The sequence below is a fragment of the Nioella nitratireducens genome (assembly GCF_001879715.1).
GTDB lineage: Bacteria > Pseudomonadota > Alphaproteobacteria > Rhodobacterales > Rhodobacteraceae > Nioella > Nioella nitratireducens.
In genome coordinates this window covers 81,687-103,644 of sequence record NZ_MNBW01000003.1, presented here as the reverse complement: position 1 = coordinate 103,644, position 21,958 = coordinate 81,687, and the positions used below count along the sequence as shown (strand labels likewise).

24 protein-coding genes are annotated in these 21,958 nt (G+C 63.1%); 4 read left to right on the top strand and 20 right to left on the bottom strand.

Annotated elements, in window-relative coordinates; translation table 11 throughout:
* Positions 1 to 12: 12 nt before the first annotated feature.
* From BKY27_RS03455 to rplO, 10 genes are all read right to left on the bottom strand, one after another.
* Positions 13 to 1,329 (bottom strand): replication-associated recombination protein A, encoded by a 1,317-nt coding sequence (locus BKY27_RS03455; protein ID WP_071673053.1) that lies wholly within the window; start codon positions 1,327 to 1,329, stop codon positions 13 to 15.
* 59 nt (positions 1,330 to 1,388) lie between these two features.
* Positions 1,389 to 1,976 (bottom strand): acyl-homoserine-lactone synthase, encoded by a 588-nt coding sequence (locus tag BKY27_RS03450; RefSeq protein ID WP_071673052.1) that lies wholly within the window; start codon positions 1,974 to 1,976, stop codon positions 1,389 to 1,391.
* A 60-nt stretch (positions 1,977 to 2,036) separates the two neighbouring features.
* Complete coding sequence (locus BKY27_RS03445; RefSeq protein WP_071673051.1) at positions 2,037 to 2,648, bottom strand: autoinducer binding domain-containing protein; 612 nt, start codon at positions 2,646 to 2,648, stop codon at positions 2,037 to 2,039.
* 331 nt (positions 2,649 to 2,979) lie between these two features.
* Positions 2,980 to 3,396 carry a 50S ribosomal protein L17 gene (gene rplQ / locus BKY27_RS03440; RefSeq protein ID WP_071673050.1) on the bottom strand — a complete coding sequence of 139 codons (417 nt, stop codon included), beginning with the start codon at positions 3,394 to 3,396 and terminating at the stop codon, positions 2,980 to 2,982.
* Positions 3,397 to 3,530: 134 nt separating this feature from the next.
* Entirely contained in the window at positions 3,531 to 4,547 is a 1,017-nt protein-coding gene (locus BKY27_RS03435; protein WP_071673049.1) for a DNA-directed RNA polymerase subunit alpha, read from the bottom strand.
* A gap of 113 nt (positions 4,548 to 4,660) precedes the next feature.
* A complete protein-coding gene (rpsK, locus tag BKY27_RS03430) occupies positions 4,661 to 5,050 on the bottom strand; it encodes a 30S ribosomal protein S11 (protein ID WP_071673048.1) in 390 nt (129 codons plus the stop codon).
* A gap of 15 nt (positions 5,051 to 5,065) precedes the next feature.
* The gene (rpsM, locus tag BKY27_RS03425) at positions 5,066 to 5,434 is read right to left on the bottom strand and encodes a 30S ribosomal protein S13 (protein WP_071673047.1); all 369 of its coding nucleotides are present in this window, start codon (positions 5,432 to 5,434) and stop codon (positions 5,066 to 5,068) included.
* 271 nt (positions 5,435 to 5,705) lie between these two features.
* Positions 5,706 to 6,347 (bottom strand): adenylate kinase, encoded by a 642-nt coding sequence (locus tag BKY27_RS03420; RefSeq protein ID WP_071673046.1) that lies wholly within the window; start codon positions 6,345 to 6,347, stop codon positions 5,706 to 5,708.
* A complete protein-coding gene (gene secY / locus BKY27_RS03415) occupies positions 6,344 to 7,714 on the bottom strand; it encodes a preprotein translocase subunit SecY (RefSeq protein WP_071673045.1) in 1,371 nt (456 codons plus the stop codon). Before secY ends, BKY27_RS03420 begins: the two co-directional genes overlap by 4 nt.
* 129 nt (positions 7,715 to 7,843) lie before the next feature.
* Positions 7,844 to 8,317, bottom strand: coding sequence for a 50S ribosomal protein L15 (gene rplO, locus BKY27_RS03410; protein WP_071673044.1), 474 nt, complete (start codon positions 8,315 to 8,317; stop codon positions 7,844 to 7,846).
* 224 nt (positions 8,318 to 8,541) lie between these two features.
* Between rplO and BKY27_RS03405 the strand changes: the two genes are divergently transcribed.
* Positions 8,542 to 9,027 (top strand): GFA family protein, encoded by a 486-nt coding sequence (locus BKY27_RS03405; protein WP_071673043.1) that lies wholly within the window; start codon positions 8,542 to 8,544, stop codon positions 9,025 to 9,027.
* Positions 9,028 to 9,132: 105 nt separating this feature from the next.
* Here the strand turns inward: BKY27_RS03405 and BKY27_RS03400 are convergent, their stop codons facing one another.
* From BKY27_RS03400 to BKY27_RS03390, 3 genes are all read right to left on the bottom strand, one after another.
* Positions 9,133 to 10,530, bottom strand: coding sequence for an MATE family efflux transporter (locus BKY27_RS03400; protein WP_071673042.1), 1,398 nt, complete (start codon positions 10,528 to 10,530; stop codon positions 9,133 to 9,135).
* A gap of 86 nt (positions 10,531 to 10,616) precedes the next feature.
* Positions 10,617 to 11,939 carry a glutamate--tRNA ligase gene (gltX, locus tag BKY27_RS03395; RefSeq protein ID WP_071673041.1) on the bottom strand — a complete coding sequence of 441 codons (1,323 nt, stop codon included), beginning with the start codon at positions 11,937 to 11,939 and terminating at the stop codon, positions 10,617 to 10,619.
* Positions 11,940 to 12,011: 72 nt separating this feature from the next.
* Positions 12,012 to 13,274 (bottom strand): SulP family inorganic anion transporter, encoded by a 1,263-nt coding sequence (locus tag BKY27_RS03390; protein WP_071673040.1) that lies wholly within the window; start codon positions 13,272 to 13,274, stop codon positions 12,012 to 12,014.
* Between the two features lie 124 nt (positions 13,275 to 13,398).
* On the opposite strand from BKY27_RS03390, the gene BKY27_RS03385 reads away from it, so the two are divergent.
* Both BKY27_RS03385 and BKY27_RS03380 read left to right on the top strand, forming a co-directional pair.
* On the top strand, positions 13,399 to 14,316 hold the full coding sequence (locus BKY27_RS03385) for an MBL fold metallo-hydrolase (RefSeq protein ID WP_071673039.1): 918 nt from the start codon (positions 13,399 to 13,401) through the stop codon (positions 14,314 to 14,316).
* Positions 14,317 to 14,356: 40 nt separating this feature from the next.
* Complete coding sequence (locus tag BKY27_RS03380; protein WP_071673038.1) at positions 14,357 to 14,764, top strand: metallopeptidase family protein; 408 nt, start codon at positions 14,357 to 14,359, stop codon at positions 14,762 to 14,764.
* A 19-nt stretch (positions 14,765 to 14,783) separates the two neighbouring features.
* Here the strand turns inward: BKY27_RS03380 and BKY27_RS03375 are convergent, their stop codons facing one another.
* A complete protein-coding gene (locus BKY27_RS03375; RefSeq protein WP_071673037.1) occupies positions 14,784 to 15,164 on the bottom strand; it encodes a VOC family protein in 381 nt (126 codons plus the stop codon).
* Between the two features lie 79 nt (positions 15,165 to 15,243).
* Between BKY27_RS03375 and soxR the strand changes: the two genes are divergently transcribed.
* Entirely contained in the window at positions 15,244 to 15,693 is a 450-nt protein-coding gene (soxR, locus tag BKY27_RS03370; protein ID WP_071673036.1) for a redox-sensitive transcriptional activator SoxR, read from the top strand.
* Positions 15,694 to 15,696: 3 nt separating this feature from the next.
* On the opposite strand, the gene BKY27_RS03365 is transcribed toward soxR, so the two are convergent.
* From BKY27_RS03365 to BKY27_RS03340, 6 genes are all read right to left on the bottom strand, one after another.
* Positions 15,697 to 17,238, bottom strand: a complete 1,542-nt coding sequence (locus BKY27_RS03365) for a DHA2 family efflux MFS transporter permease subunit (RefSeq protein ID WP_071673035.1) — start codon at positions 17,236 to 17,238, stop codon at positions 15,697 to 15,699.
* Positions 17,235 to 18,335 carry an HlyD family secretion protein gene (locus BKY27_RS03360; protein ID WP_071673034.1) on the bottom strand — a complete coding sequence of 367 codons (1,101 nt, stop codon included), beginning with the start codon at positions 18,333 to 18,335 and terminating at the stop codon, positions 17,235 to 17,237. The genes BKY27_RS03365 and BKY27_RS03360 overlap by 4 nt, the downstream gene beginning before the upstream one ends.
* Positions 18,332 to 18,775 carry a MarR family winged helix-turn-helix transcriptional regulator gene (locus tag BKY27_RS03355; RefSeq protein WP_071673033.1) on the bottom strand — a complete coding sequence of 148 codons (444 nt, stop codon included), beginning with the start codon at positions 18,773 to 18,775 and terminating at the stop codon, positions 18,332 to 18,334. The genes BKY27_RS03360 and BKY27_RS03355 overlap by 4 nt, the downstream gene beginning before the upstream one ends.
* A gap of 89 nt (positions 18,776 to 18,864) precedes the next feature.
* Positions 18,865 to 19,416, bottom strand: coding sequence for a 2OG-Fe(II) oxygenase (locus BKY27_RS03350; RefSeq protein ID WP_071673032.1), 552 nt, complete (start codon positions 19,414 to 19,416; stop codon positions 18,865 to 18,867).
* 210 nt (positions 19,417 to 19,626) lie between these two features.
* A complete protein-coding gene (locus tag BKY27_RS03345) occupies positions 19,627 to 20,214 on the bottom strand; it encodes a hypothetical protein (protein ID WP_071673031.1) in 588 nt (195 codons plus the stop codon).
* The gene (locus BKY27_RS03340; protein ID WP_071673030.1) at positions 20,201 to 21,862 is read right to left on the bottom strand and encodes an NAD+ synthase; all 1,662 of its coding nucleotides are present in this window, start codon (positions 21,860 to 21,862) and stop codon (positions 20,201 to 20,203) included. The genes BKY27_RS03345 and BKY27_RS03340 overlap by 14 nt, the downstream gene beginning before the upstream one ends.
* Between the last annotated feature and the right edge of the window lie 96 nt (positions 21,863 to 21,958).

Genomic DNA, 21,958 nt, shown 5'->3' with positions numbered 1-21,958 from the left:
GCGGGGCGGTTGTCAACCGCCCTGCCGTTTGGCCCGCAGCTTTGCGAAATAGGCCACACGCTTGGCCAGATCCCGTTCAAAGCCACGCTCGACCGGCTGGTAGAATTGCACGCGGTCCATGCCGTCGGGGAAATAGGTCTGGCCCGAAAACCCGTCTTGGGCGTCGTGGTCATAGGCATAGCCGTCCCCATACCCCTGATCCTTCATCAGCCCGGTGGGGGCGTTCAGGATGTGTTTCGGCGGCGGGGCCGATCCGGTCTTGGCCGCCGCCTTTCGCGCGGCCTTGTAGGCAGTGTAGATCGCGTTCGATTTCGGCGCCAACGCCAGATAGGCCACCGCCTGCGCCAGCGCCAGTTCCCCCTCGGGGCTGCCAAGCCGTTCATAGGTTTCCCAAGCGTCGATGCACAGCGTTTGCGCCTGCGGGTCGGCAAGGCCGATATCCTCGACCGCCATCCGGGTGATCCGGCGGGCAAGGAACCGTGGGTCTTCGCCGCCCTCCAGCATCCGCGCGAACCAGTAAAGCGCCGCATCGGGGTCGGACCCGCGCACCGATTTGTGCAGCGCCGAAATCAGGTTGTAATGCGCGTCGCCCGACTTGTCGTATTGCGCCGCGCGGCGGCTCAGCCGCTGGCCAAGCGCCTTTGGGTCAAGCGGCGTGTCGGACTTCCACGCCGCCACCTGCTCGACAAGGTTCAGCATTGCGCGCCCGTCGCCATCGGCCATTTCGCGCAAGGACGCGCGGGCATCCTCGGTCAGGGGCAAGGTCCGGCCCAGATCCGCCTCTGCGCGGGCAATCAGCAGGTCCAGATCGGCCTCGGACAGCCGTTCCAGCACCAGCACCTGCGAGCGCGACAGGACTGCCGCATTCAATTCAAATGAGGGATTTTCCGTGGTCGCGCCGACCAGTAGAATCGTGCCATCTTCCATATGCGGCAGAAAGCCGTCCTGTTGGGCTTTGTTGAAGCGGTGGATTTCATCCACGAACAGCAGCGTGCCGCCACCATTGGCGCGACGATGCTTGGCCGCCTCGAAAACTTTCCGCAGGTCCGGTACCCCCGTGAAAATCGCGCTGATCTGCACGAAGGTCAGGTCCGTTTCCTGCGCCAGCAGCCGCGCGATCGTGGTTTTGCCCACGCCCGGCGGGCCCCAGAAGATGAGCGAACCAAGAGACCCGGCCTCCAGCATCACCCGCAGGCTGCCGTCGGGGCCGAGCAAATGGTCTTGTCCGATCACCTCGGACAGGGTTTGGGGCCGCAGCCGATCGGCCAGCGGTCGGGGACCGGCTGCGGCGGGGTCGGCGGGCGGGGCAGAGTCGAACAAATCGGCCATGCCCGCACCCTATGTCTGGTTGCGGTCGGGGAAAAGCCATACTGGCGATAACCGCCCGCTCAGTGCATTTTCGTGGCCATGCTGATCGAGACGCAGATACTCTTCTCTCCGTCGAAGTCCAGCACGCGGCCCGCCTGAACGCAGTCGAGCCCCACCCGACGGGCAAGTCGCGGAGAGTTCTCGGGGATGATTCCGATCAACTCGGACGCCCCCAGTTGCCGGGCAGAGCTGACCATTTCCGAGATCAGCTGCAACTGCACCCGAAAGCGCTGTTTCGCCGGCACGTCGCGGCTGACAAAAACGCGGCTCGATTCCCAGATATGGCTGGCCACCGGTGCCTTGCGGTCCAACAGGTCCGCCGGGATCGTATCGAGCAGCCCCCGCTGCGCGTCGCGGATCATGTAGGTGTAGATGCCGCAGCGATGGGTGGTCGGCGTCAGCCGGACCCCGGCCATCACGCAACCGTTTTCATGCACGGTCACCCACCGGCTGGCGGGGGTGTCGTACTGGTCGAATTCCATCCCGTTGGCTTCGGGAAGGTCCCACCGGTTCTGGACGATAAAGGTCTGGTGACGTGCGCGCAGCATATTGGCGAACAGCTCACCATGGTTGTGCATGTTCTCGAAAGAAAGAGTAGTGACTTGCATTGAGGTGCCTCCTGGTTGGCGGTTGGTAAAACCTGCACCGCGAGGCAACTGGGTGTGCTGTCATAATAATCGGAATTCCCGCGCTTTCTTCAATGCTTCGGCCGTGGTTCGCGCACCCAAGCGAACGCGGGCGGACGACAGGCGCGCCTTAAGCGCGCTCTCGGAAATACCCAGCTTGGCAGCCGCTGCGGTATGTCTGTCTCCATCGGCGATGAGGCGAAGCGCCTCGATCTGCGCTTTGGTCAGTTCGGTGGGGGGCGCAGCGGCCTCGTGCAAGGCACGGGCCACCACGGCGATAGCGTCGATCTCGGCATCCGTGAATTCACGGTCAGAGCGCGCACACCCGACAATAGAACGGGACGTAATCGGCCCACAGGACACGACGGCGCCGTAAAGCAGCCCGTGCCGTTTGGCCTTGTCCATGATGCTGAAAGGATCCGGCAATCGGATCTCACTCCATCTGGTTTGCCCACTGATCCCGATTCCCCAGAAAACCAAGGGGTCTCTCAGCGCATAGGCATTATCCTGGTATTCCTCCTGCCATTCGGCGGGATAGGTGCTCTTCAAAATAAGAGGCGACGCGAAACGGATGTGTAGCCCCACTGTATACCCCATCGGGGCAAGGGCGTTCAGCTGATCCAGCAAGGATATGAGTACTCTACTGTTGGACATGTCTATTTGGACAGGTTGTCGGATTTTCGGTGCTCCGTAAAGTGATATTACGTTGTAGTAAGCAGTGTGTCGAATGTCTCAAGCTATTAACTCTCATATATTTTTGAGAATTATGCGCCTGCCGCAATCCGCGCGGCGGGATTTGTTGGAATTTCTTGGGCAGACTCCCGTTTCCGACACGGATATCGAGCGACTCATCGTTCATCTTGAAAGCGACGGTAGCAGGCCCCTTTCGAAAGCGGGTTAACACCACTGCTTTTTCTGCCTGCAAAAACGAAAAACCCCGCCGAAATTGGCGGGGTTTAGTGTTTCAGGCTTTTGGGCCGGGCGCTTATTCTGCGGCGTCTTCGGCTTCGACGCGGGCGCGGTCTCCGGCGCCTTTGGCATCGACATCGCGGTCCACGAATTCGATGATGGCCATCGGGGCCATGTCACCGTAGCGGAAGCCCGCCTTCAGAACGCGGACATACCCGCCCTGACGCTCGGCGTAGCGGGGGCCAAGCACGTCGAACAGTTTTGCCACATAGGCATCCTGCTTGAGCTGCGAGGCAGCCTGACGACGGGCGTGCAGGTCACCGCGTTTGGCAAGCGTGATCATCTTTTCGATGATCGGGCGCAATTCCTTGGCTTTCGGCAGGGTCGTCTTGATCTGCTCGTGCTCGATCAGCGATCCGGCCATATTGGCGAACAGCGCCTTGCGGTGTTCGTGGGTGCGGTTAAGGCGGCGGTAGCCACGTGCGTGACGCATGATTTGGGTCTCCTTACATTTTACATTGTCCGGGGGCCGGTGCGTGCCGGTCCCTCACCTATTGGGGCGGAATTGCCCAAGGGCGATGGGGGCCACCCTACCGCAATGCGGTAGGGTGGGATTTCATCCCACCATCAAAAGTTGTCTTCGAACTTCTTCGCCAGGTCCTCGATGTTGTCGGGGGGCCAGTCGATGATGTCCATACCCAGGTGCAGCCCCATACCGGACAGCACTTCCTTGATCTCGTTCAGCGATTTGCGGCCGAAGTTCGGGGTGCGCAGCATCTCGGCTTCGGTCTTCTGGATCAGGTCGCCGATATAAACGATGTTGTCGTTCTTCAGGCAGTTTGCCGAACGGACCGAGAGTTCCAACTCGTCGACCTTCTTCAGCAGCAGCGGGTTGAACTCCAGATCGTCCTCGTCGTCCTGACGGCCAGCGGCCTCGGGCTCGTCGAAGTTGACGAAAATCTGCAACTGGTCCTGAAGGATGCGCGCGGCATAGGCCACGGCATCTTCCGGCGTGACGGAGCCGTCGGTTTCCAGTTTCAGCGTCAGCTTGTCATAGTCGAGAACCTGACCTTCCCGGGTCGGCTGCACGTCATAGGACACTTTCTTGACCGGCGAATAGATCGCGTCGATCGAGATCAGGCCAATGGGCGCATCCTCGGGGCGGTTCTTGTCGGCTGCGACATAGCCCTTGCCGGTGTTCACGGTCAGCTCGACAAACAGGTCGGCCCCATCGTCGAGGTGGCAAATCACGTGATCGCGGTTCAGAACCTCGATACCGGCGGATTCCGAGATGTCACCAGCGGTGACAACCTTGGGGCCCTTGGCCGAGATCGACACCCGCTTGGGGCCCTCGACGTCCATTTTCAGCGACACGCCCTTGAGGTTCAGGACGACGTCGGTCACATCCTCGCGCACACCGGCGACCGAGGAAAACTCGTGCAGCACGTTGTCGATCTGGACACTGGTGATGGCGGCGCCCTGAAGCGACGACATCAGCACACGGCGCAGCGCATTGCCGAGCGTCAGGCCAAAGCCCCGCTCCAGCGGTTCAGCGACGACGGTCGCCTGGCGTGCCGGGTCGTTGCCCGGAGTCACGGCAAGCTGCGTGGGCTTGATAAGTTCCTGCCAATTCTTGTGGATCATGTGTCGCCTCCATTCCTGTTCGCGGGCGGATCCATGCCCGGAACGCTCGAGGATCAAAATGACAAACCAGCGGGCCGCGTGGTGTCACACGGCCCGCTGGAAATATACGGAAATCAGACGCGACGGCGCTTCGGCGGACGGCAGCCGTTGTGGGCGATCGGGGTCACGTCACGGATCGAGGTGATGTTGAACCCGGCAGCCGCCAGCGCGCGCAGTGCGCTTTCACGACCGGAACCGGGGCCCTGCACTTCCACTTCCAGCGTTTTCACGCCGTGTTCCTGTGCCTTGCGGCCCGCATCTTCTGCGGCCATCTGCGCGGCATAGGGGGTGGATTTGCGCGAGCCCTTGAAGCCCATGGTGCCAGCGGACGACCACGAAATGGCGTTGCCCTGCACGTCGGAAATCAGGATCTTGGTGTTGTTGAAAGAGCTGTTCACATGCGCCACGCCGGCGGCGATGTTCTTGCGCTCTTTGCGCTTCGGGGACCTTTTGTCACGAGCCATTATACGAACCCTCCCTTATTTCTTCTTACCGGCAATGGCCTTTGCGGGGCCTTTGCGGGTGCGAGCGTTGGTATGGGTGCGCTGGCCGCGAACCGGCAGGTTGCGGCGGTGACGCAGGCCGCGGTAGCAGCCGAGGTCCATCAGGCGCTTGACGTTCATCTGCGTTTCACGGCGCAGGTCGCCTTCGACGGTGAAGTTGGCGTCGATATGCTCGCGGATTGCCAGAACTTCGGCGTCCGACAGCTCGTTCACACGACGCGATTCGTCGATGTTCACGGCTTCGCAGATCGACTTGGCCGACGAGGGGCCAATGCCAGTGATATAGGTCAGCGCGATGGGGACGCGCTTGGCGGTGGGGATGTTCACGCCAGCAATACGTGCCACGTAAGGTTTCCTTTTCCGTTGCGGTTCCGTAGTCCCAGAACCTTTTTTCACAACCGAAGGCCCGAGGCGTCAGCCTGCGGGCCATCGAACAAATGACAGCGAGGGAAATGCGGGTGCGAGTCCCGTCTATTCTCGCGATTCCCATAAGGGAAGCCTGCACCTAGGCTGATTTGCAAAGCGGGTCAAGAGGCGTCTCTTCCCTGTCAAGGGATTTTCCGCTGCGCCCTGCAAGTCGTCGGCGAGGCCGGTGCGCAGCCCCGCGCAAACACGATCAGTTCAGCTGAATCTCGATCTCGTGACGAACCTCGGCGAGCGACCCCATGCCATCGACGGGGCGCAGCTTGCCCTTGGCATAATAATACCCGATCAGCGGCGACGTCTTCTTGTAATACTCCATCAAGCGCGTCTTCAGGCTGTCTTCATTGTCGTCGGCCCGGCGCTTGAACTCGGTGGCACCGCAATTCGAGCATTTGCCATCCTCGGGGATCGGCTTGGTGTTGTCGTTATAGACCTCACCGCAAGACGCGCAGGTCGAGCGCGCCGTGATCCGCTCCACCAGCGCCTCGTCATCAACCCGCATTTCGATCACGGCCGACAGGCTTTTGCCGACCTTGGTCAAAAGCGCCTCCAGCGCGTCGGCCTGGGCCAGCGTGCGCGGGAAGCCGTCGAAGATGAAGCCCTTGCCGCTGCTCGTGGTCAATTGCTCTTCGATCAGGCCGATCACGATCTCGTCGGTAACGAGGTCGCCGCGTGCCATGACTTCGGCGACGCGCTTGCCCATTTCGGTTCCGGATTTCTGCGCATCGCGCAGCATGTCCCCGGTCGAGAGCTGCACCATCTTGCGTTCTTCAACCAACAGACGGGCTTGAGTGCCTTTGCCGGCACCGGGCGGTCCAAGCAGAATGATATTCATCGACGAGCGGGCCCCTTGCGCTTGTTGCGGGAGCCGCCGGACTTGCGTCCGCGCAGCTGCGATTTTTCGATCAGCCCCTCATACTGGTGCGCCAGCAGATGCGACTGAACCTGTTGCACCGTGTCCATGCCGACCGAGACGACAATCAGGATCGACGTACCGCCAAAATATGCCGTCACGCCCAACTGGGTGCGGATGATCTCGGGCAGCAGCACCACCAGCGCCAGATAGCCCGATCCGAGCACCAGAACGCGGTTGACCACGAATTCGAGGTATTCGGCGGTCTTCGGACCGGGGCGAATACCGGGCACAAAGCCGTTCTGGCTCTTCAGGTTGTCGGCCACGTCCTCGGTCTTGAACGACACGTTATGCGTGTAGAAATAGGTGAAGAACACGATCATGGCGCCGAAGAAAAGCAGGTAAAGCGGCTGGCCGGGGCCAAACATGGCCAGGATCCAAGTCATGACCGGACCGGCCGACGTGCCCGAGAAGGTGCTGATCGTGGTCGGCAGCAGCAGCAGCGAAGAGGCGAAGATCGCCGGGATCACGCCCGCCGGGTTCACCTTGATCGGCAGGTGCGAGGTGCCGCCGTCATAGACCTTCATGCCCACCTGACGGCGGGGATACTGAATATGGATCTTGCGCAGACTTCGCTCCATGAACACCACGAAGGTCAGGGTCAGCAGAACCATCGCGATGACCCCGATGATAACCGGTGCCGACATGCCGCCCGAGCGGCCGCTTTCAAAGAACTGGGCCAGCGCACCGGGGATACCGGCGATGATGCCCACGAAGATGATCAACGACACGCCATTCCCAATGCCGCGCTGCGTGATCTGTTCACCCAGCCACATCAGGAACATGGTGCCACCGACCAGCGTCACGACACAGCCCGCGCGGAAGAACCAGCCCGGATCGGTCACAAGGCTGCCTGCTTCAAGGCTGACTGCCAGACCATAAGCCTGGAAGGTTGCCAGCAGCACCGTGCCGTAGCGGGTATATTGGTTGATCTTCTTGCGGCCCTGCTCGCCTTCCTTCTTCAACGCTTCCAGCGAGGGCACCAGCGATGTCATCAGCTGCACGATGATCGAGGCCGAGATATAGGGCATGATGCCGAGGGCAAAGACCCCCATCCGCCCGATCGCGCCGCCGGTAAACAGGTTGATGACCCCACCCAGACCGGCTGCGGCCTGCTCCATGAAATCGCGCAACGCGCCACCGTCGATCCCGGGAACCGGGATATAGGTGCCGAGGCGGTAGATGATCAGGAGGCCGACGGTAAACAGGATGCGCTGGCGCAGTTCGGTCGCTTTACCGAAGGTGCTCCAGCTCAGGTTCGCAGCCATTTGCTCTGCAGCGGATGCCATAGCGTCTCTCTCAATGCACAGCGCCGCGAAATCGTGTTCGATCTCGCGGCGCGGGAAGAACTTAGCCCAGATGTAAGCGGTTCAGTTACCGCTCACAAGCGAAGATCGGGCCGGGGCCCGACAGGCGAGTTATTCCGCCGCAGCCGCTGCTGCAACGGTCAGGCTGCCGCCCGCTTTCTCGACCGCTTCAACGGCGGATTTGGACGCGCCCGTCACGGTGATGTTCAGCTTGGCCGACACGTCGCCCTTGGCCAGAACCCGCACACCGTCCAGCTTGCGGCGCACCAGGCCGGAGGCGACCAGCGCATCTTCGGTGATGGCGACCGTGGCGTCCAGCTTGCCGTCATCGACGAATTTCTGGATCAGGCCAAGGTTGACCACGGCGAACTGCTTGCGGTTCGGCTTGGTAAAGCCGCGCTTGGGCAGACGCTGGTACAGCGGCATCTGGCCGCCTTCGTAGCCGTTCAGGGCCACGCCCGAGCGGGATTTCTGACCCTTGATACCACGACCGGCGGTCTTGCCTTTGCCAGAGCCGGGGCCACGGGCAATGCGTTTCGCCTTCGGGGTTGCGCCGGGGTTGTCGCGCAGTTCATTCAGTTTCATGTCGCTTCTCCTTCGCCGGAACTGACCCCCGAAGCGATCACGGGGCCAAACACGGCATTTCTTGGTTGTGAGTCTGTGTCCCATATGGGCCACCGGGGGCGTATAGCCCCGAGGCAGGCCCGTTGCAAGCCTTGGCATTGCGCGGGATGCGGTCGCTTCTGCCATCGACCGGATCAGGGTCGGCTGTTAGCCTGCCCCATCACTGGCTGAAAAGGAGGCGCGACATGAGCAAGCAGTCCGGCGGGTGCATTTGCGGGGCCCTGCGCTACGAGACCGACGGTGATCCTTTGTGGGTGACGGCCTGTTGCTGCCATTTCTGCCAGAGAGCCACCGGCAGCCAAATGATGATCGAACCGATCTTCGACACCGGCGCGTTTCGGGTCACCAGGGGCACGCCCAAGGTCTATACCCATGTGTCCGGCGGCAGCGGCAAGGAGGTCCATGTGCACTTCTGCGCCGAGTGCGGAACGAAAACCAACCTGACCTTCCAGCGCTGGCCCGACAAGCTTGGCATCTACGGCGGGACCTATGACGATCCCAACTGGTTCGCGCTGACGCCAGCCACCACCAAGTTCATCTTCCTCGACTCCGCCCAACGGGGAACGCTGGTACCGCCCGGCTACAACACCTTTCACGAACATGCCGCGACCGACGACGGGGCCCCGCTGGACCCGGTGGTTCTGTCGGACGTGCGTCACATCACCCGCTGAGAGGCGCGCGCGCTCGGCACCGGGCCGGATCGGCGATTTGTCTGCACGCCCGGTGTACGGGGGGTGTACAGGGGGTGTACGGGTGGCGACGGCCCTATTGGGGCCTCAACGGCGGTTGTAAAACAACTGGATCAACCGCGCCTGACGCAGGAAAGGTGCCGTGGGTTTCGCTGGATCCTTGCGCGCGATCACCCCCAAGGCCAGCGCCGCCGACAGCCCCCCGAACAGCACCCCGCCCACGGCCTGCCCGATCAGGACACCCGCCGCGCCGAACCATCCCGAGAACAGGATCACGAAGGGAATGGTGCCCAACGTATGGCGCCCCCAGTTGACGCCGGTGGAATAGAACGGGTGGCCAAGATTGTTGAACGTTGCGTTCGAGACGAAGATCATCCCATTGAAAAACCACGCTAAAGCCAGAGGGCCACAGAACAGGTAAAGGATCTCGCGCGACACGCCCTCGACCTGGAAAAGCGCCCCGATGGGCCCGCGCAGCAGGAACAGAAGCGCCGTGATGACCCCGACGATCAGCGCTGTGAACAGGATGCCGTCCAGATAGGCCCGCCGCACGCGCGGGTGATCTCCGGCCCCGTAGTTCTGCCCCACGATCGGCCCGATCGCGCCCGACAGGGCAAAGATCGTCCCGAAGGCCACCGGCGTCAGCCGCGCCACGATGGCCATGCCCGCCACCGCCTCTTCCCCGAACTCCGCCATCGCCCGCGTGACATAAGCCTGCCCGATCGGCGTCGCCAGTTGGGTCAGGATCGCAGGCAGGGCGAGTGTGAATATCGGTTTGAAATCCCTTGCGAATTCCGCCGGGCCCGGACGTGCGAGACCGCCATAGTGGCGTAGGATCGGCAGGATCGAAGCCACCCCGATGGCAATCCGGGCGGCCACGCTGGCCAGCGCAGCACCAGTCAATTCCCAGCCGAACCCGAAAATCAGGATCGGATCGAGCACCGCGTTCACCACGCCGCCGATCACGGTGGCCATCATCGCCCGCCGCGCCGCGCCATGCGCCCGCAGGATCGCCCCGCCAACCATGCCAAGCAGCAATAGCGGCACACTCGGGATCACGATTTGCAGGTAGCCCACGGCAAGGTCATGGGTCTCGCCACTGGCCCCGACAAGGCTGACCAACCCGGCCAGGTTGCTCCAGACAATGGCGGCAAAAACCGCGCCAAAAGCCAGCCCGTAGGCAAGTGCCGTCGTCGCCCGCATCCGCGCCTCGCCCCGGTTTCCGGCCCCAAGCGCACGGGCCACCAAAGCCCCGGCGGCAATCGCCATGCCGATTCCGAAAGACGAGGTAAAGAACAGGATCGCGCCAGCATAGCCGACGGCGGCGGCCAGTTCGGCCTTTCCCAGCATCGAGATGAAGACCATGTCGACGAAATCGACAAGGAACACGGCCATCAGGCCAAGCGAGGAGGTCAGCGACATCACCGCGATGTGGCGAAAAAGGTTCCCGTCAAGGAACGCCGCCCGGTCGTTCTGCGTCGCCATTCACGCCTCCTTGTTCGTCGCAAGGGTATATGGCGCAATGGCAGGCAAAGGCTATCCCCTGCCTGCGCACAGACCAGCCTGCGGTCTTAGAGAGCGGGCTTTTTCTGAAGCAGGGGCATCACGTCGCCCATGTCCGGCCCGCGCTCCAACCCGGTCACGGCCTTGCGCAGCGGCATGAACAGGCCCTTGCCCTTGCGGCCGGTCTCGGCTTTGACGGCATCGGTCCACTCTTTCCACGTTGTCGCGGTATAGGGTGGCTCGGGCAGCAGGGCGAAGGCCTGCGCAATGAACTCCCGGTCCTCCTCCTCGATCAGCGGCGTCGCGCCGTCGCGGAAAAGGTGCCACCAACCGGCAATGTCGTGGCGCGTGGTGATGTTTTCGCGTGCGATGGTCCAGAACGGTTCGGCCAGCTCTGCCGGCACCCCGATCTCGGCGATCTGGTCGGCCACGGCCGTGACGGGCTGGGAATGCAGGTAGCGCGCAGTCAGCGGATAGAGGTCATCCACGTCGAACTTGGTGGGGGCCGAGCCGAAATGGGTCAGGTCGAATCCCTCGGCCAGCTCATCCACTGTTTCGCACAGCTCGATCGGCTGCGACGAGCCAAGCCGCGCCATGTGGGACAGAAGCGCCATCGGCTCCACCCCGTTTTCGCGCAGGTCTTTCAGCGCCAGCGTGCCAAGACGTTTCGACAGCGCCTCGCCTTGCGGGCCGGTCAGCAGGGAGTGGTGGGCGAAGGACGGCGCGGAAAACCCGAGCGCTTCCATGATCTGGATTTGCGTCGCGGTATTGGTCACATGGTCCGAGCCGCGCACAACATTGGTTACGCCCATGTCGGTATCGTCCACCACCGAGGCGATGGTATACAGCACCTGCCCGTCCTGCCGGATCAGCACCGGGTCCGATACGCTGGCGGCGTCAATCGACAGGTCGCCAAGGATACCGTCGGTCCATTCGATGCGTTCTTGATTGAGCTTGAAGCGCCAGACGCCCTGCCCCCGCTCGGCCCGCAGCTTGGCCTTATCGTCATCGGTCAGGTTCAGCGCGGCGCGGTCATAGACCGGCGGATGACCCATGTTCAGTTGCTTCTTGCGCTTGAGGTCCAGTTCAGTCGGCGTTTCCCACGCCTCGTAGAAACGCCCCTTGTCGCGCAGCTCATCGGCAGCTGTGGCATAGCGGTCCAGCCGGTCGGACTGCCGCTCGATCTTGTCCCAAGTCAGCCCCAGCCATTCCAGGTCGCGCTGGATCTGGTCCGCGTATTCCTGCTTCGACCGCTCCGGGTCGGTATCGTCGAGGCGCAGGATAAACGTTCCCCCCGCCTTCTTGGCGATCAGGAAGTTGAACAGCGCGGTGCGCAGGTTCCCGACATGCAGATACCCGGTTGGGGACGGGGCGAAACGGGTGACGGTCATGGGACTCTAGCTCCTTCGGATCGGGGCGATCCTGTTTCACAAGCGCGGGCGTTTGTCCATGGGGCCACATGTTCAGCGGTCGGGCGTATGCCAGTCGGCGGGCGGCACGTTGCGGCGGCGCAGCCGCAGCGCAAGACCAACGGCGACCCCCACCCCGATCGCCACGGCCAGGTCCGCGACAACGGTCAGGACAAGGGTGAGCAGCAGCAGCAGCAGGTCCGGCACCGGCAATTTCAAATGATGGCGCCAGTGCTGCGGCTCGCTCATGTTCCACGCGGTGACCAGCAGCAGCCCGGCCAATGCGGGCATCGCAAGGTATCCCGCCAGCGGTGCGGCCACCATCATCACCACAAGGATCGTGAGCGCATGAACCAGCCCGGCCACCGGTGTCTTGCCCCCGGCGCGCACATTGGTTGCCGTCCGGGCGATGGCCCCGGTCGCGGGCAGCCCGCCGAACAGGGCCGATCCGATATTGGCCGCGCCCTGCGCCAGCACTTCGGCGTTGGAGCGGTGGCGGCTGTTGATCATGCGGTCAGCCACCATCGCGGACAAGAGCGATTCCACCCCCGCAAGGAAGGCGATGACGAAGGCCGAGGGCAAAAGCTCGACCAGCCGGCCATAGGTGATCACGGGCAGGTGCGGCATCGGCAGGGTCGCGGGCAGATCGCCAAAGCGCGAGCGGATGGTATCGACGGGCAGGTCGAACAGCACGGCCGCGCCAGAAGTGAGCGCCACCGCCACGATCAGACCGGGAAAACGCGGAAACAGGCGGCGCAGGCCAACGATCAGCACAATGGTCGCCGCCCCGACCCCCAATGAGGCCACGTTCAAAGAGCCGCGCGACAGCCACAGGGCGTGCAGCTTGTCGAAGAACTCGGCTGGCAGATCCGCGACCGTAAGACCCAGGAAATCCTTGAGCTGGCTGGTGCCAATGATGATCGCGATCCCGATGGTGAAGCCGTAGATCACCGGTTCGGGGATGTAGGAAATCAGGTTGCCCGCGCGCAGCGCCCCCGCAATCAGCAACAGCCCCCCTGCCATCAGCGTTGCCAAGACCAGCCCGTCATGTCCATGCGCCGCGATGACGCCGAAGACAACGACGATAAAGGCCCCGGTCGGCCCGCCGATCTGCACCCGGCTGCCTCCCAACAGCGAGATCAGGAACCCGCCGACGATCGCCGTGATCAGGCCGGTTGCCGGATCGGCCCCCGAGGCGATGGCGATGGCAAGGCTCAGCGGCAGCGCGACCATGGCCACGGTCACACCGGCCAACAGGTCGCCCACGAAAAGCGGCCGCGAATAGGTTTGCAGGGTGGTCAGCAATTTGGGGGTCATGGGCCAACTATCTCTCTGGGCCGGGGTCGATCAAGGGACATTGCCGTCGCAGGCGCGCAAAACATCGCCAGCCGGAAAAATCGGCCTATCCTCTTGCCAAAGAATTTCAACCGGAGGACCAAACATGACCGAATTCAGCCGCCGCACGATGATGAAATTGTCCCTCGCCACCCCCTTTCTGGGCGCCCTTTCCAGCGCCGCCCGCGCCGAGGCCCCCAGCATGGGCGCGTCTTTCGCGCATCACCGCCGCTTCACGCTTGGCGGGTTCGAAGTGACGACGCTGCTGGCGGGCACGACTCCGCGGGAAAACCCGCAGGGTATTTTCGGGACCAACGTGTCCGAGGAAGAGTTCGCCGAGGTGAGCGCCGCGAATTTCCTGTCGACCGACGTCTCGCAATTCTACTTTACCCCGGTCGTGGTCAATACGGGGGCCGAGTTGATCCTGTTCGACACCGGCCTGAACCCGGCAGGCATCACCGCAGCACTGACCGACGCGGGATATTCCGCCGAGCAGGTCGATACGGTGGTGCTGACCCATATGCATGGCGACCATATCGGCGGGCTGTCGGGCGAGGCGGGCGTCACTTTCCCCAATGCGCGCTATGTCACCGGGAGAACCGAGTTCGACCACTGGGCAGGCACCGGGAATGACGGGTTCGAGGCCAAGGTGCGCCCGCTGGCCGACTCCATGACCTTTCTCGAACCGGATCAGGACGTGGCCAGCGGCATCACCTCCGTGCAGGCCTATGGTCACACGCCGGGCCACATGGGCTATCATCTGGAAAGCCAGGGCGCGCGGCTGATGCTGTTTGCCGATCTGGCCAACCACCCGGTCTGGTCGCTGGCCCATCCCGAGTGGGAGGTGCTGTTCGACAGTGACAAGGAGATGGCCGCCGCCAGCCGACGTCGCGTGCTCGACATGCTTGCCGCCGACCGCATTCCCGCCATCGGCTATCACATGCCCTTCCCCGGCATCGGTTTTGTCGAAACCCGCGGGGACGGCTTCCGGTGGGTGCCAGAATCGGGCCAATTGATGGGCTGACCTCTTTGCAAATGCCGCGCGCTGGATCATCTACACAGGCATGACCGACTGGGTCCCCCTTTCGCCACCCGACCTCGCCGAGGTCGAACGTCTCGCCGATCTGGCGCGCGACGCCCTGCCCCCGCCCTATGCCGAGGCGGCGCGGCAGGTCGTGATCCGGGTCGAGGATTTCGCCAATGACGAAATGCTCGACGCTTTCGGGATCGAAAGCCCCTACGAATTGACGGGCCTTTACGAAGGTATCCCGCTGACCGAGAAATCGGTGTTCGATCAGCCCAACGGACCAGACCTGATCTGGCTGTTCCGCCGCGCAATCCTGGAAGAATGGGCCGACCGGGGGGACATCCCGCTCGGCACCCTTGTGGCGCATATCCTTGTCCATGAACTGGCGCACCATTTCGGCTGGTCCGACGCGGATATCGCCCGCATCGACCGCTGGTGGGAATGACCTGTGCGCAAGGCCGCCCTCAGGCGTAGCTGACGACTTCGATCTCGATCATGTCGGGCCCATCAAAGTAAAAGCGCCGCCCAGGCTCGTAGTCGGCATGATTGAATGGCGTGAACCCCGCCTCTCGCACCTTGGTTTCGGTTGCGTCGATATCCTCGACGACCACGCCGATGTGATTGAGCGCGCCCGGCGTCCGGTAGCGGTCGGGCGCGTCCATCGTTCCGCCCTGCGAATAGACCGCGACATAGCTGTCATCATTGCCGACATGCACGCTGTAGCCGCCCGAAATCGCATCGCCCTGCCAGCGGATGCGCCATCCGAACAGGTCACACAGCAATTGCGCCGTGGCCTTGGGGTCGGTCACGGTGACATTCACATGTTCGAGGAATGCGGTGCTCATCCAAATTTCCTTTCCTTGATTCGGGTCTGTGAGGCATGGTCTAATTCCTCAAGTTGACTTTAGCTCAAGAGGTTTTTCAATGCGCCGTGCCGCAGATATGTTGCCCATCGGAAAGATCGCCGCGCGCACTGGCGTCGCGGTATCGGCCATCCGCTATTACGAGGCCGAGGGGCTGGTGCACCCCATCCGGACAGAGGCCGGGCAACGGCAATTCCGCCGCTCGGACATAAGGCGGATTTCCTTCATCAAGATCGCGCAGGAGTTGGGGCTTTCCCTGACCGAGATCCGTGCCGAGATGGCCAGCCTGCCAGAAAGACGCACCCCCACCAAGGCCGATTGGGAAAAGATCAGCCGTCGATTCAAGGAAGCGTTGGATGCGCAGATCGCCCGGTTGCAACGCACAAGGGACAAGCTCGATGGCTGCATCGGCTGCGGCTGCCTGTCGCTCAAGACCTGCGCGCTCTACAACCCCGATGATACTGCGGCCCGGCGGGGGGCCGGGCCGCGCAACATCATCGACGGGCCATAGCCGTTATTCGATCGCCGGGGCGGACTCTTGCGGGGCTGGGGCGGCAGATGGTTTCCGCAGCAGGAAGGCGATCGGCACCACGGCCAGCGTCAACAGCATCATGAAGAAGAAGTTGTCGATATAGCCCACCATGTAGGCCTGCTGAGAGACCAGGCCATCGAAAATCTGGGTATAAAGCGGCGAGCCCTGCACCAGCCCCGGCGCCTGCATCTGCACTTGGGGCGCCGTGGCGGTCAGGGCCGAGCCGATCTCTTCGTGGTTCACGCTGGACATGCGCGACAGCACCACCGTCACCAGCGAAATCCCGACGCCGGAGCCGACGTTTCGCACAAGGCTGAACATCGCGGTCGCGTCGCCCCGGAACTTGGCGTCGATGGTGGCGAAGGTCAGTGTCGATAGTGGCACAAAGACAAACCCCAGCCCCAGCCCCTGCATCACGCCCGAGGTGACGATCAGGCGCGAGTCCATTTGCAGGCTGAACCCGGTCATCATGTGCAGCGACCATGCCGTCAGCCCAAGGCCGAAGAGCACCAGGTAACGCGGGTCGATCTTGGACACGAGCCGCCCGACGATGATCATCGACAGCATCGTCCCGACCCCGCGCGGGGCCATGACGATCCCGGTCTCGATCACCGGGTAGCCCATCAACCGTTGCAACAGCGGCGGCAGCAGCGCGAGGCCCGAAAACATCGTCATCCCGATGATGAAGATGAACAGCAGCCCCATCACGAAATTGCGGTCGCGGAACATGCCCGGAGTCACGAACGGGTCGTCTGCCGTAAGGGAATGGATCACGAAGACCCACGCGCCAGAGATCATCAGCGCCAGATAGATCCAGGTTTCGAGCGAGTCGAACCAGTCCACCGCCTGCCCCCGATCCAACATCAGTTGCAAGGCCCCGACCGCAACGGCCAGCATGGCAAAGCCGAACATGTCAAAACGCCGGTGCCGCGGGGTTTCGCGCGGCAGAAAGGCCAGCACGCCAAGCAACGCGATCAGTCCCACGGGCAGGTTCACCAGAAAGACGAAGCGCCAGTTGAAGGTTTCGGTCAGCCAGCCCCCAAGCGTTGGCCCGATGATCGGACCCACCATGATGCCGGCCCCATAGATGGCCATGGCCTGCCCGACCTTCTCGCGCGGGTTGATGTCCAGAAGCACCGCCTGCGACAGGGGGATCAGAACTGCGCCGGTCACCCCTTGGATGACCCGGAAGACGATCATTTCCGGCAAGCTGGTGGCGATCCCGCAGGCCAGTGACGCGCCGGTAAAGCCTGCGATGGCCGCAGCAAACACCATCCGCCGCCCGAACCGGTCCGCGACCCAGCCGGTCATCGGCGTCGCAATGGCCGAGGACACGATATACGAGGTCAGAACCCAAGTGATTTCTTCCTGCGTCGCTCCGAGGGACGAGGCCATGTGCGGCAAGGCCACGTTTGCAATCGTGGTGTCGAGCACCTGCATGATCGTGGCCAACATGATCGAGGCGGTCAGCCAGCCGGGCGCCGCCACGGTCAGGTTGGGTTTGGACAGGGCCGGTGCGCTCATAGCAGGTCGGCGAGATGGGTGTTGCCGGTATCGACGCTGACATGGGCGCTCATCCCGTCCCGCAGCGGGTGGTCGGTGTCATCTTCGATGCGGATACGGACGGCAATACGTTGCACGACTTTCACCCAGTTGCCGGTCGCGTTCTGCGCCGGGATCAGCGAAAACTGCGACCCGGTGGCCGAGCCAAAGCTTTCCAGCGTGCCGCGCAAGGTCAGGCCGGGATAGGCGTCGATGGTGATTTCGACCGGTTGGCCGACTTCCAGCCCATCCAGCTGGGTTTCCTTGAAATTGGCCTCGATCCACGTCTGATCGGAATCGACCAGCGTGGCGACTGCGGTGCCCGCGCCCACGAACTGCCCGACATTCAGGCTTTCGACTTGCGACACGATCCCGGCGCTTGGCGCGTGGATTTCGGTATGCGCAAGATTGCGCTGTGCGATGTCGAGCTGCGCAAGCGCCGCGCGGACACTGGGCAGGGCATCGGTTTCGATCTCGGGGTCGCCGCCGAGGGCCGCCGCAGCGGCCTCGACCTGACGGCGCGCCAGATCCACGTTATTGGCGGCAGAGCGCGACGCAACCGTCGCCTGGTCCAGCGCGGCGGACGTGCTGATTCCGCGTTCGGTCAGTGATTGCTGGCGTTCCAGTTCCCGGGTCTGCACTTCCAGAATGCTCTCTGCCGCCTGCAACTGCGCTTCTGCCGTAGCGTAGTTGGCGCGCAACTGCACCACCGCCAGCCGGGCCGAGGCCAGCGCCGCCTCTGCCTGATCGACGGCGATCTGGTAGGGTTCCGGGTCGAGGCGGAACATCGTGTCACCCAAGGCAACCTGCTGGTTCTCGCGCACATCCACGTCGGAAATGCGCCCGGCCACGTCCGACGAGATCGAGAGCATCGGTTGATGCACATAGGCGTTGTCGGTCGAGACATAGCGACCGCCCAACAGATAGGCGCCACCGCCCGCCAACGCGATGGCGACGGGAACGACCAGCATCAGCCCGCGACGGCGTTTCTTCCTTGCGGGGTTCGGGGGGGCGTTGGTCTCTGGCTGCGGGGCGGGCGCGGCGGCCTCGGGCTTGATCGGTTTGGATTCGGCGTTCATTCGGTCCTGTCCTGCGCCGTCGCCGGCGTCTCGTCGAGATTTTGTGTGATCCGGGCCAAGGTCTGCTGTAGCCGGTCGAGATCGTCGGCAGAGATCCCGTCAAAGGCGCGGGCGAACACCCCGTTGGAAATGTCGCGCATCTTGGCCGCCAGCGCCTCACCTTCAGCCGAGATGGCAACCAACTTGGCGCGGCTGTCCTCGGGATCGGCCTCGCGCCGGATCAACCCGGCCCTTTCCATCCGTTCGGCCACGTCGCTGACGGTCATCGCAGGCGCGTTCAACGCCGCGATCAGCGCCGTCTGCCGCATGGCGCCTTCGCGCGAGAGTTCGCCCAACATGCGCCACTGCATCAGCGTCAGGTTGTTCGGGCGCGCGCAGCGTTCGAACTCCCGCTTCATCAGCGTGGCGGATTCGTGCAGCAAGAGAGCGATGGATTTCATGAGGGCCGGGTCCGGAGTTCAAGATACGGACCGATATAGTATGGGTCCGTATAATGTAAAGCCCAGGAGGCACCGTCAGGCCGATCGGCTTAGCGAAAGGCGGGTCCGTGGCACCAGATGGTGAGCGAGCGGCGCTCGCCATCGGTCACCGGCGTCACCCGGTGCAGCACGAAAGACGGAAACAGCGTTGCGCTGCCCTGTGCAGGCTCTGCCGTGACGGTCCCCGCACCCGGCATCAGTTCCAGCCTGCCGCCGCCATAGGCCGTGGGCGCGGACAATTGCACCACCATCGTCAGCTTGCGCTTCGCCGCCAGCCGCCCGTCGCCGATATCGGAATGCCAGTCGAAATGGCCCTCGCGGTCGGCGCCGTAGCGGGCAACCTGCGCGGATTCAGCGAAATCGGTCAGGTCATAGCCGTAAACCGCGCGGTTGGCCTCGCGCACGAGGTCGATGATCCGGTCCATCACCCAGTCGCTGCCCGCGACCTCATCCAGCCAGACCAGATCGGCCCGGCGCAGGTTGTGGTCGGTGGCATTGCGCACGAGACCCGCGTCCTGCGTGGGGGCGGCCTCGGCCATGGCGGTGATGCGCGCGCAGTCTTCCGGCGAGAAGGCGGCGGGAACGGTGTGAATGTGGATCATGATGGGGCTGGCGTCTCTTGGGATGAGAGACGGTGCCGGACCCGGTTCCCGCGGTCGCGCCGGTATGCGACCTCGGGGTCAGGTTGCGACAGCTATTTCGGCGCCTTTGGCGCCGACCCGCCGGGGGGCTCTGCCCCCCGGACCCCCCGGAGTGCTTGAGCCAAGAAGAAGGGAGAGGGTCGAAGCCGGGCAGAACGGCCTGCGCTCTGGTCAATCTGCCCCGGTCCACCCTTTGATGTCACGAAGTTGATGCCCTGCCAGAGCGGAATTTTCGCGTATGGCTTTCTCCAGTATGGCAATCGACACGTCAAAACTGCGCTCACCTATCGAGATTTGCCGCGAGCGCCTGGACACGGGCGAAACCCACCTGAACAGGGTTCGGATCGGCCCCGCATCTGGAATCGGGGCGGACGCCTCAAGCTTCAGGACCAGCACCTCTTCCCGGTTGAGCAAGGGGCCGCGTTTCATGGACAAGAAGCCCTCGAATTCATTCCAGTCGAAACGTCGCCAGTGCCGGACAAACACCCCTTCTGCATCAATTTCCACACGCGGGCTGCCGAACGGCGCCAGAAATGCAGCAAGCACCACGCCCGGTGACAACAAAATGATCGGCAGCGCGGCCATGTTGTCCCGCAGGATGGCCATCGGATGTCCCGACAACTCGCGGAACAACACATAGGCGAGGAACGCGCCGAGGCAGGTCAGCCCGATTTGTGTCGTCGGGTTCGGCGAAAGGTGCAGCTTCGAACCGTCGACCGGCGGAGACGCTCTGCGGTGCTTGAGTTCACTCTCCTTCATCCCGCCACCTGTTCACGATGGGATAACGCCGGTCAAGCCAGAAGGCGCGTTCGGTCAGCCGGGCGCCGGGCGCGGACTGGAAGCGCTTGTATTCCGAGATGTAGATGAGGTGTTCGACTTTCTTCACCGCCTCGCGGTCATAGCCCATGGCGACGACGTCGGCCACGGACGCCTCCTTGTCGATCAGCATTTCCAGCATCACGTCCAGATCCTCGTAGGGCGGCAGGCTGTCCTCGTCCTTCTGGTTCTCGCGCAGTTCTGCGGTCGGCGGCTTGTCGATGACGCGCGCAGGGATGACCTCGCCCTCGGGGCCATTCATCCACGGGCGGTGATTGGCGTTGCGCCAGCGGCAGGTCTCGAAGACGCGGGTCTTGTAGAGATCCTTAATCGGGTTATAGCCACCGGCCATGTCGCCATAGATCGTGGCATAGCCGACCGCGACCTCGGACTTGTTGCCGGTGGTCAGCAGCATTTCCCCGAACTTGTTGGAGAGCGCCATCAGGATCACGCCGCGCAGGCGCGACTGGATGTTTTCCTCGGCAATGCCCGGTTCGGTGCCTGCGAAGAGATCCGCCAACGCTTCGGTCACGCCCGCGCGCGGGGCGGTGATTGGCACGGTATCCAGGCGGGTGCCAAGCCGCTCGGCGACGCTGGCGGCATCTTCCAGCGACTCGGTCGAGGTGTATTCCGAGGGCAGCATCACGCAGCGCACGTTTTCTGGCCCCAAGGCGTCGGCGGCAATCACCGCGACGAGGGCAGAATCGACGCCCCCCGACAGCCCGAGGACCACCTTGGAGAACCCGGTCTTGTGCATGTAATCGCGCACCGCCTCGACCATGCAACGATAATCGGCCTCCCACGCGTCGGGCAGATGGGCCTTTTCGCCAATCGTTGCACGCCAGCCCTCGGCGGTGCGGGTGAAATCGACATGGGTCAGGGTTTCGTCATAAAACGGCATCTGCACGGCTAACTCGCCACCGGGGTTCAGCACGAAGCTTGCCCCGTCGAAAACCTGGTCGTCCTGTGCACCGGTGAGATTGAGATAGGCCAGCGGCAACCCGGTCTCGATCACCCGCGAAACGGTGACCGCCTGGCGCACATTCATCTTGCCGCGATGGTAGGGCGAGCCGTTGGGAACGATCAGGATCTCGGCCCCGGTTTCTTCCAGTGTCTCGCAGACATCCTCGAACCAGCAATCCTCGCAGATCGGAAAGCCGATGCGGACGGGGCCGATCTGCACCGGGCCTTGCGGGTCGCCAGCGTGATAATAGCGTTTCTCGTCAAAGACATTGTAGGTGGGCAGATGATGTTTGAGCACCTGCGTCTTCACCACGCCCCCCTCAAGGATGAAATAGGCGTTGAACGGTTTGTCCGGCCCCTGCCACGGGCCGCCGATCCCGATCGCCGGGCCATCGGCGCACTGGCTGGCCAATTGGGTCAGGACACGATGCACATCGGCGGCGAAGGCAGGTTTCTGCACGAGATCCTGCAACTGGTAGCCTGTGACGAACATCTCGGGGAAGGCGATGAAATCCGCCCCGGCGGCTTTTGCCTCGGCCCAGGCTGCGCGGGCCTTGGCGGCATTGGCGTCCAGCGCGCCAACGGTGGCGTTCAACTGCGCGAGCGTGACTCGGAAAGTGTCGGACATGGGGCCTCGTCTGTCTTGCCTTCGAGGACGCCTTTTAGCAGATCACCGCCCGCCGCCAAGCCACGAGGGCCAAAAGACATTGCGAGGCTTCGCGCC

Excerpts from the sequence above, each read along its gene's own strand:
- BKY27_RS03455 (WP_071673053.1), bottom strand. The coding sequence starts at position 1,329 with ATGGCCGATTTGTTCGACTCTGCCCCGCCCGCCGACCCCGCCGCAGCC.
- BKY27_RS03450 (WP_071673052.1), bottom strand. The coding sequence starts at position 1,976 with ATGCAAGTCACTACTCTTTCTTTCGAGAACATGCACAACCATGGTGAG.
- BKY27_RS03445 (WP_071673051.1), bottom strand. The coding sequence starts at position 2,648 with ATGTCCAACAGTAGAGTACTCATATCCTTGCTGGATCAGCTGAACGCC.
- rplQ (WP_071673050.1), bottom strand. The coding sequence starts at position 3,396 with ATGCGTCACGCACGTGGCTACCGCCGCCTTAACCGCACCCACGAACAC.
- BKY27_RS03435 (WP_071673049.1), bottom strand. The coding sequence starts at position 4,547 with ATGATCCACAAGAATTGGCAGGAACTTATCAAGCCCACGCAGCTTGCC.
- rpsK (WP_071673048.1), bottom strand. The coding sequence starts at position 5,050 with ATGGCTCGTGACAAAAGGTCCCCGAAGCGCAAAGAGCGCAAGAACATC.
- BKY27_RS03420 (WP_071673046.1), bottom strand. The coding sequence starts at position 6,347 with ATGAATATCATTCTGCTTGGACCGCCCGGTGCCGGCAAAGGCACTCAA.
- secY (WP_071673045.1), bottom strand. The coding sequence starts at position 7,714 with ATGGCATCCGCTGCAGAGCAAATGGCTGCGAACCTGAGCTGGAGCACC.
- rplO (WP_071673044.1), bottom strand. The coding sequence starts at position 8,317 with ATGAAACTGAATGAACTGCGCGACAACCCCGGCGCAACCCCGAAGGCG.
- BKY27_RS03405 (WP_071673043.1), top strand. The coding sequence starts at position 8,542 with ATGAGCAAGCAGTCCGGCGGGTGCATTTGCGGGGCCCTGCGCTACGAG.
- BKY27_RS03400 (WP_071673042.1), bottom strand. The coding sequence starts at position 10,530 with ATGGCGACGCAGAACGACCGGGCGGCGTTCCTTGACGGGAACCTTTTT.
- gltX (WP_071673041.1), bottom strand. The coding sequence starts at position 11,939 with ATGACCGTCACCCGTTTCGCCCCGTCCCCAACCGGGTATCTGCATGTC.
- BKY27_RS03390 (WP_071673040.1), bottom strand. The coding sequence starts at position 13,274 with ATGACCCCCAAATTGCTGACCACCCTGCAAACCTATTCGCGGCCGCTT.
- BKY27_RS03385 (WP_071673039.1), top strand. The coding sequence starts at position 13,399 with ATGACCGAATTCAGCCGCCGCACGATGATGAAATTGTCCCTCGCCACC.
- BKY27_RS03380 (WP_071673038.1), top strand. The coding sequence starts at position 14,357 with ATGACCGACTGGGTCCCCCTTTCGCCACCCGACCTCGCCGAGGTCGAA.
- BKY27_RS03375 (WP_071673037.1), bottom strand. The coding sequence starts at position 15,164 with ATGAGCACCGCATTCCTCGAACATGTGAATGTCACCGTGACCGACCCC.
- soxR (WP_071673036.1), top strand. The coding sequence starts at position 15,244 with ATGCGCCGTGCCGCAGATATGTTGCCCATCGGAAAGATCGCCGCGCGC.
- BKY27_RS03365 (WP_071673035.1), bottom strand. The coding sequence starts at position 17,238 with ATGAGCGCACCGGCCCTGTCCAAACCCAACCTGACCGTGGCGGCGCCC.
- BKY27_RS03360 (WP_071673034.1), bottom strand. The coding sequence starts at position 18,335 with ATGAACGCCGAATCCAAACCGATCAAGCCCGAGGCCGCCGCGCCCGCC.
- BKY27_RS03355 (WP_071673033.1), bottom strand. The coding sequence starts at position 18,775 with ATGAAATCCATCGCTCTCTTGCTGCACGAATCCGCCACGCTGATGAAG.
- BKY27_RS03350 (WP_071673032.1), bottom strand. The coding sequence starts at position 19,416 with ATGATCCACATTCACACCGTTCCCGCCGCCTTCTCGCCGGAAGACTGC.
- BKY27_RS03345 (WP_071673031.1), bottom strand. The coding sequence starts at position 20,214 with ATGAAGGAGAGTGAACTCAAGCACCGCAGAGCGTCTCCGCCGGTCGAC.
- BKY27_RS03340 (WP_071673030.1), bottom strand. The coding sequence starts at position 21,862 with ATGTCCGACACTTTCCGAGTCACGCTCGCGCAGTTGAACGCCACCGTT.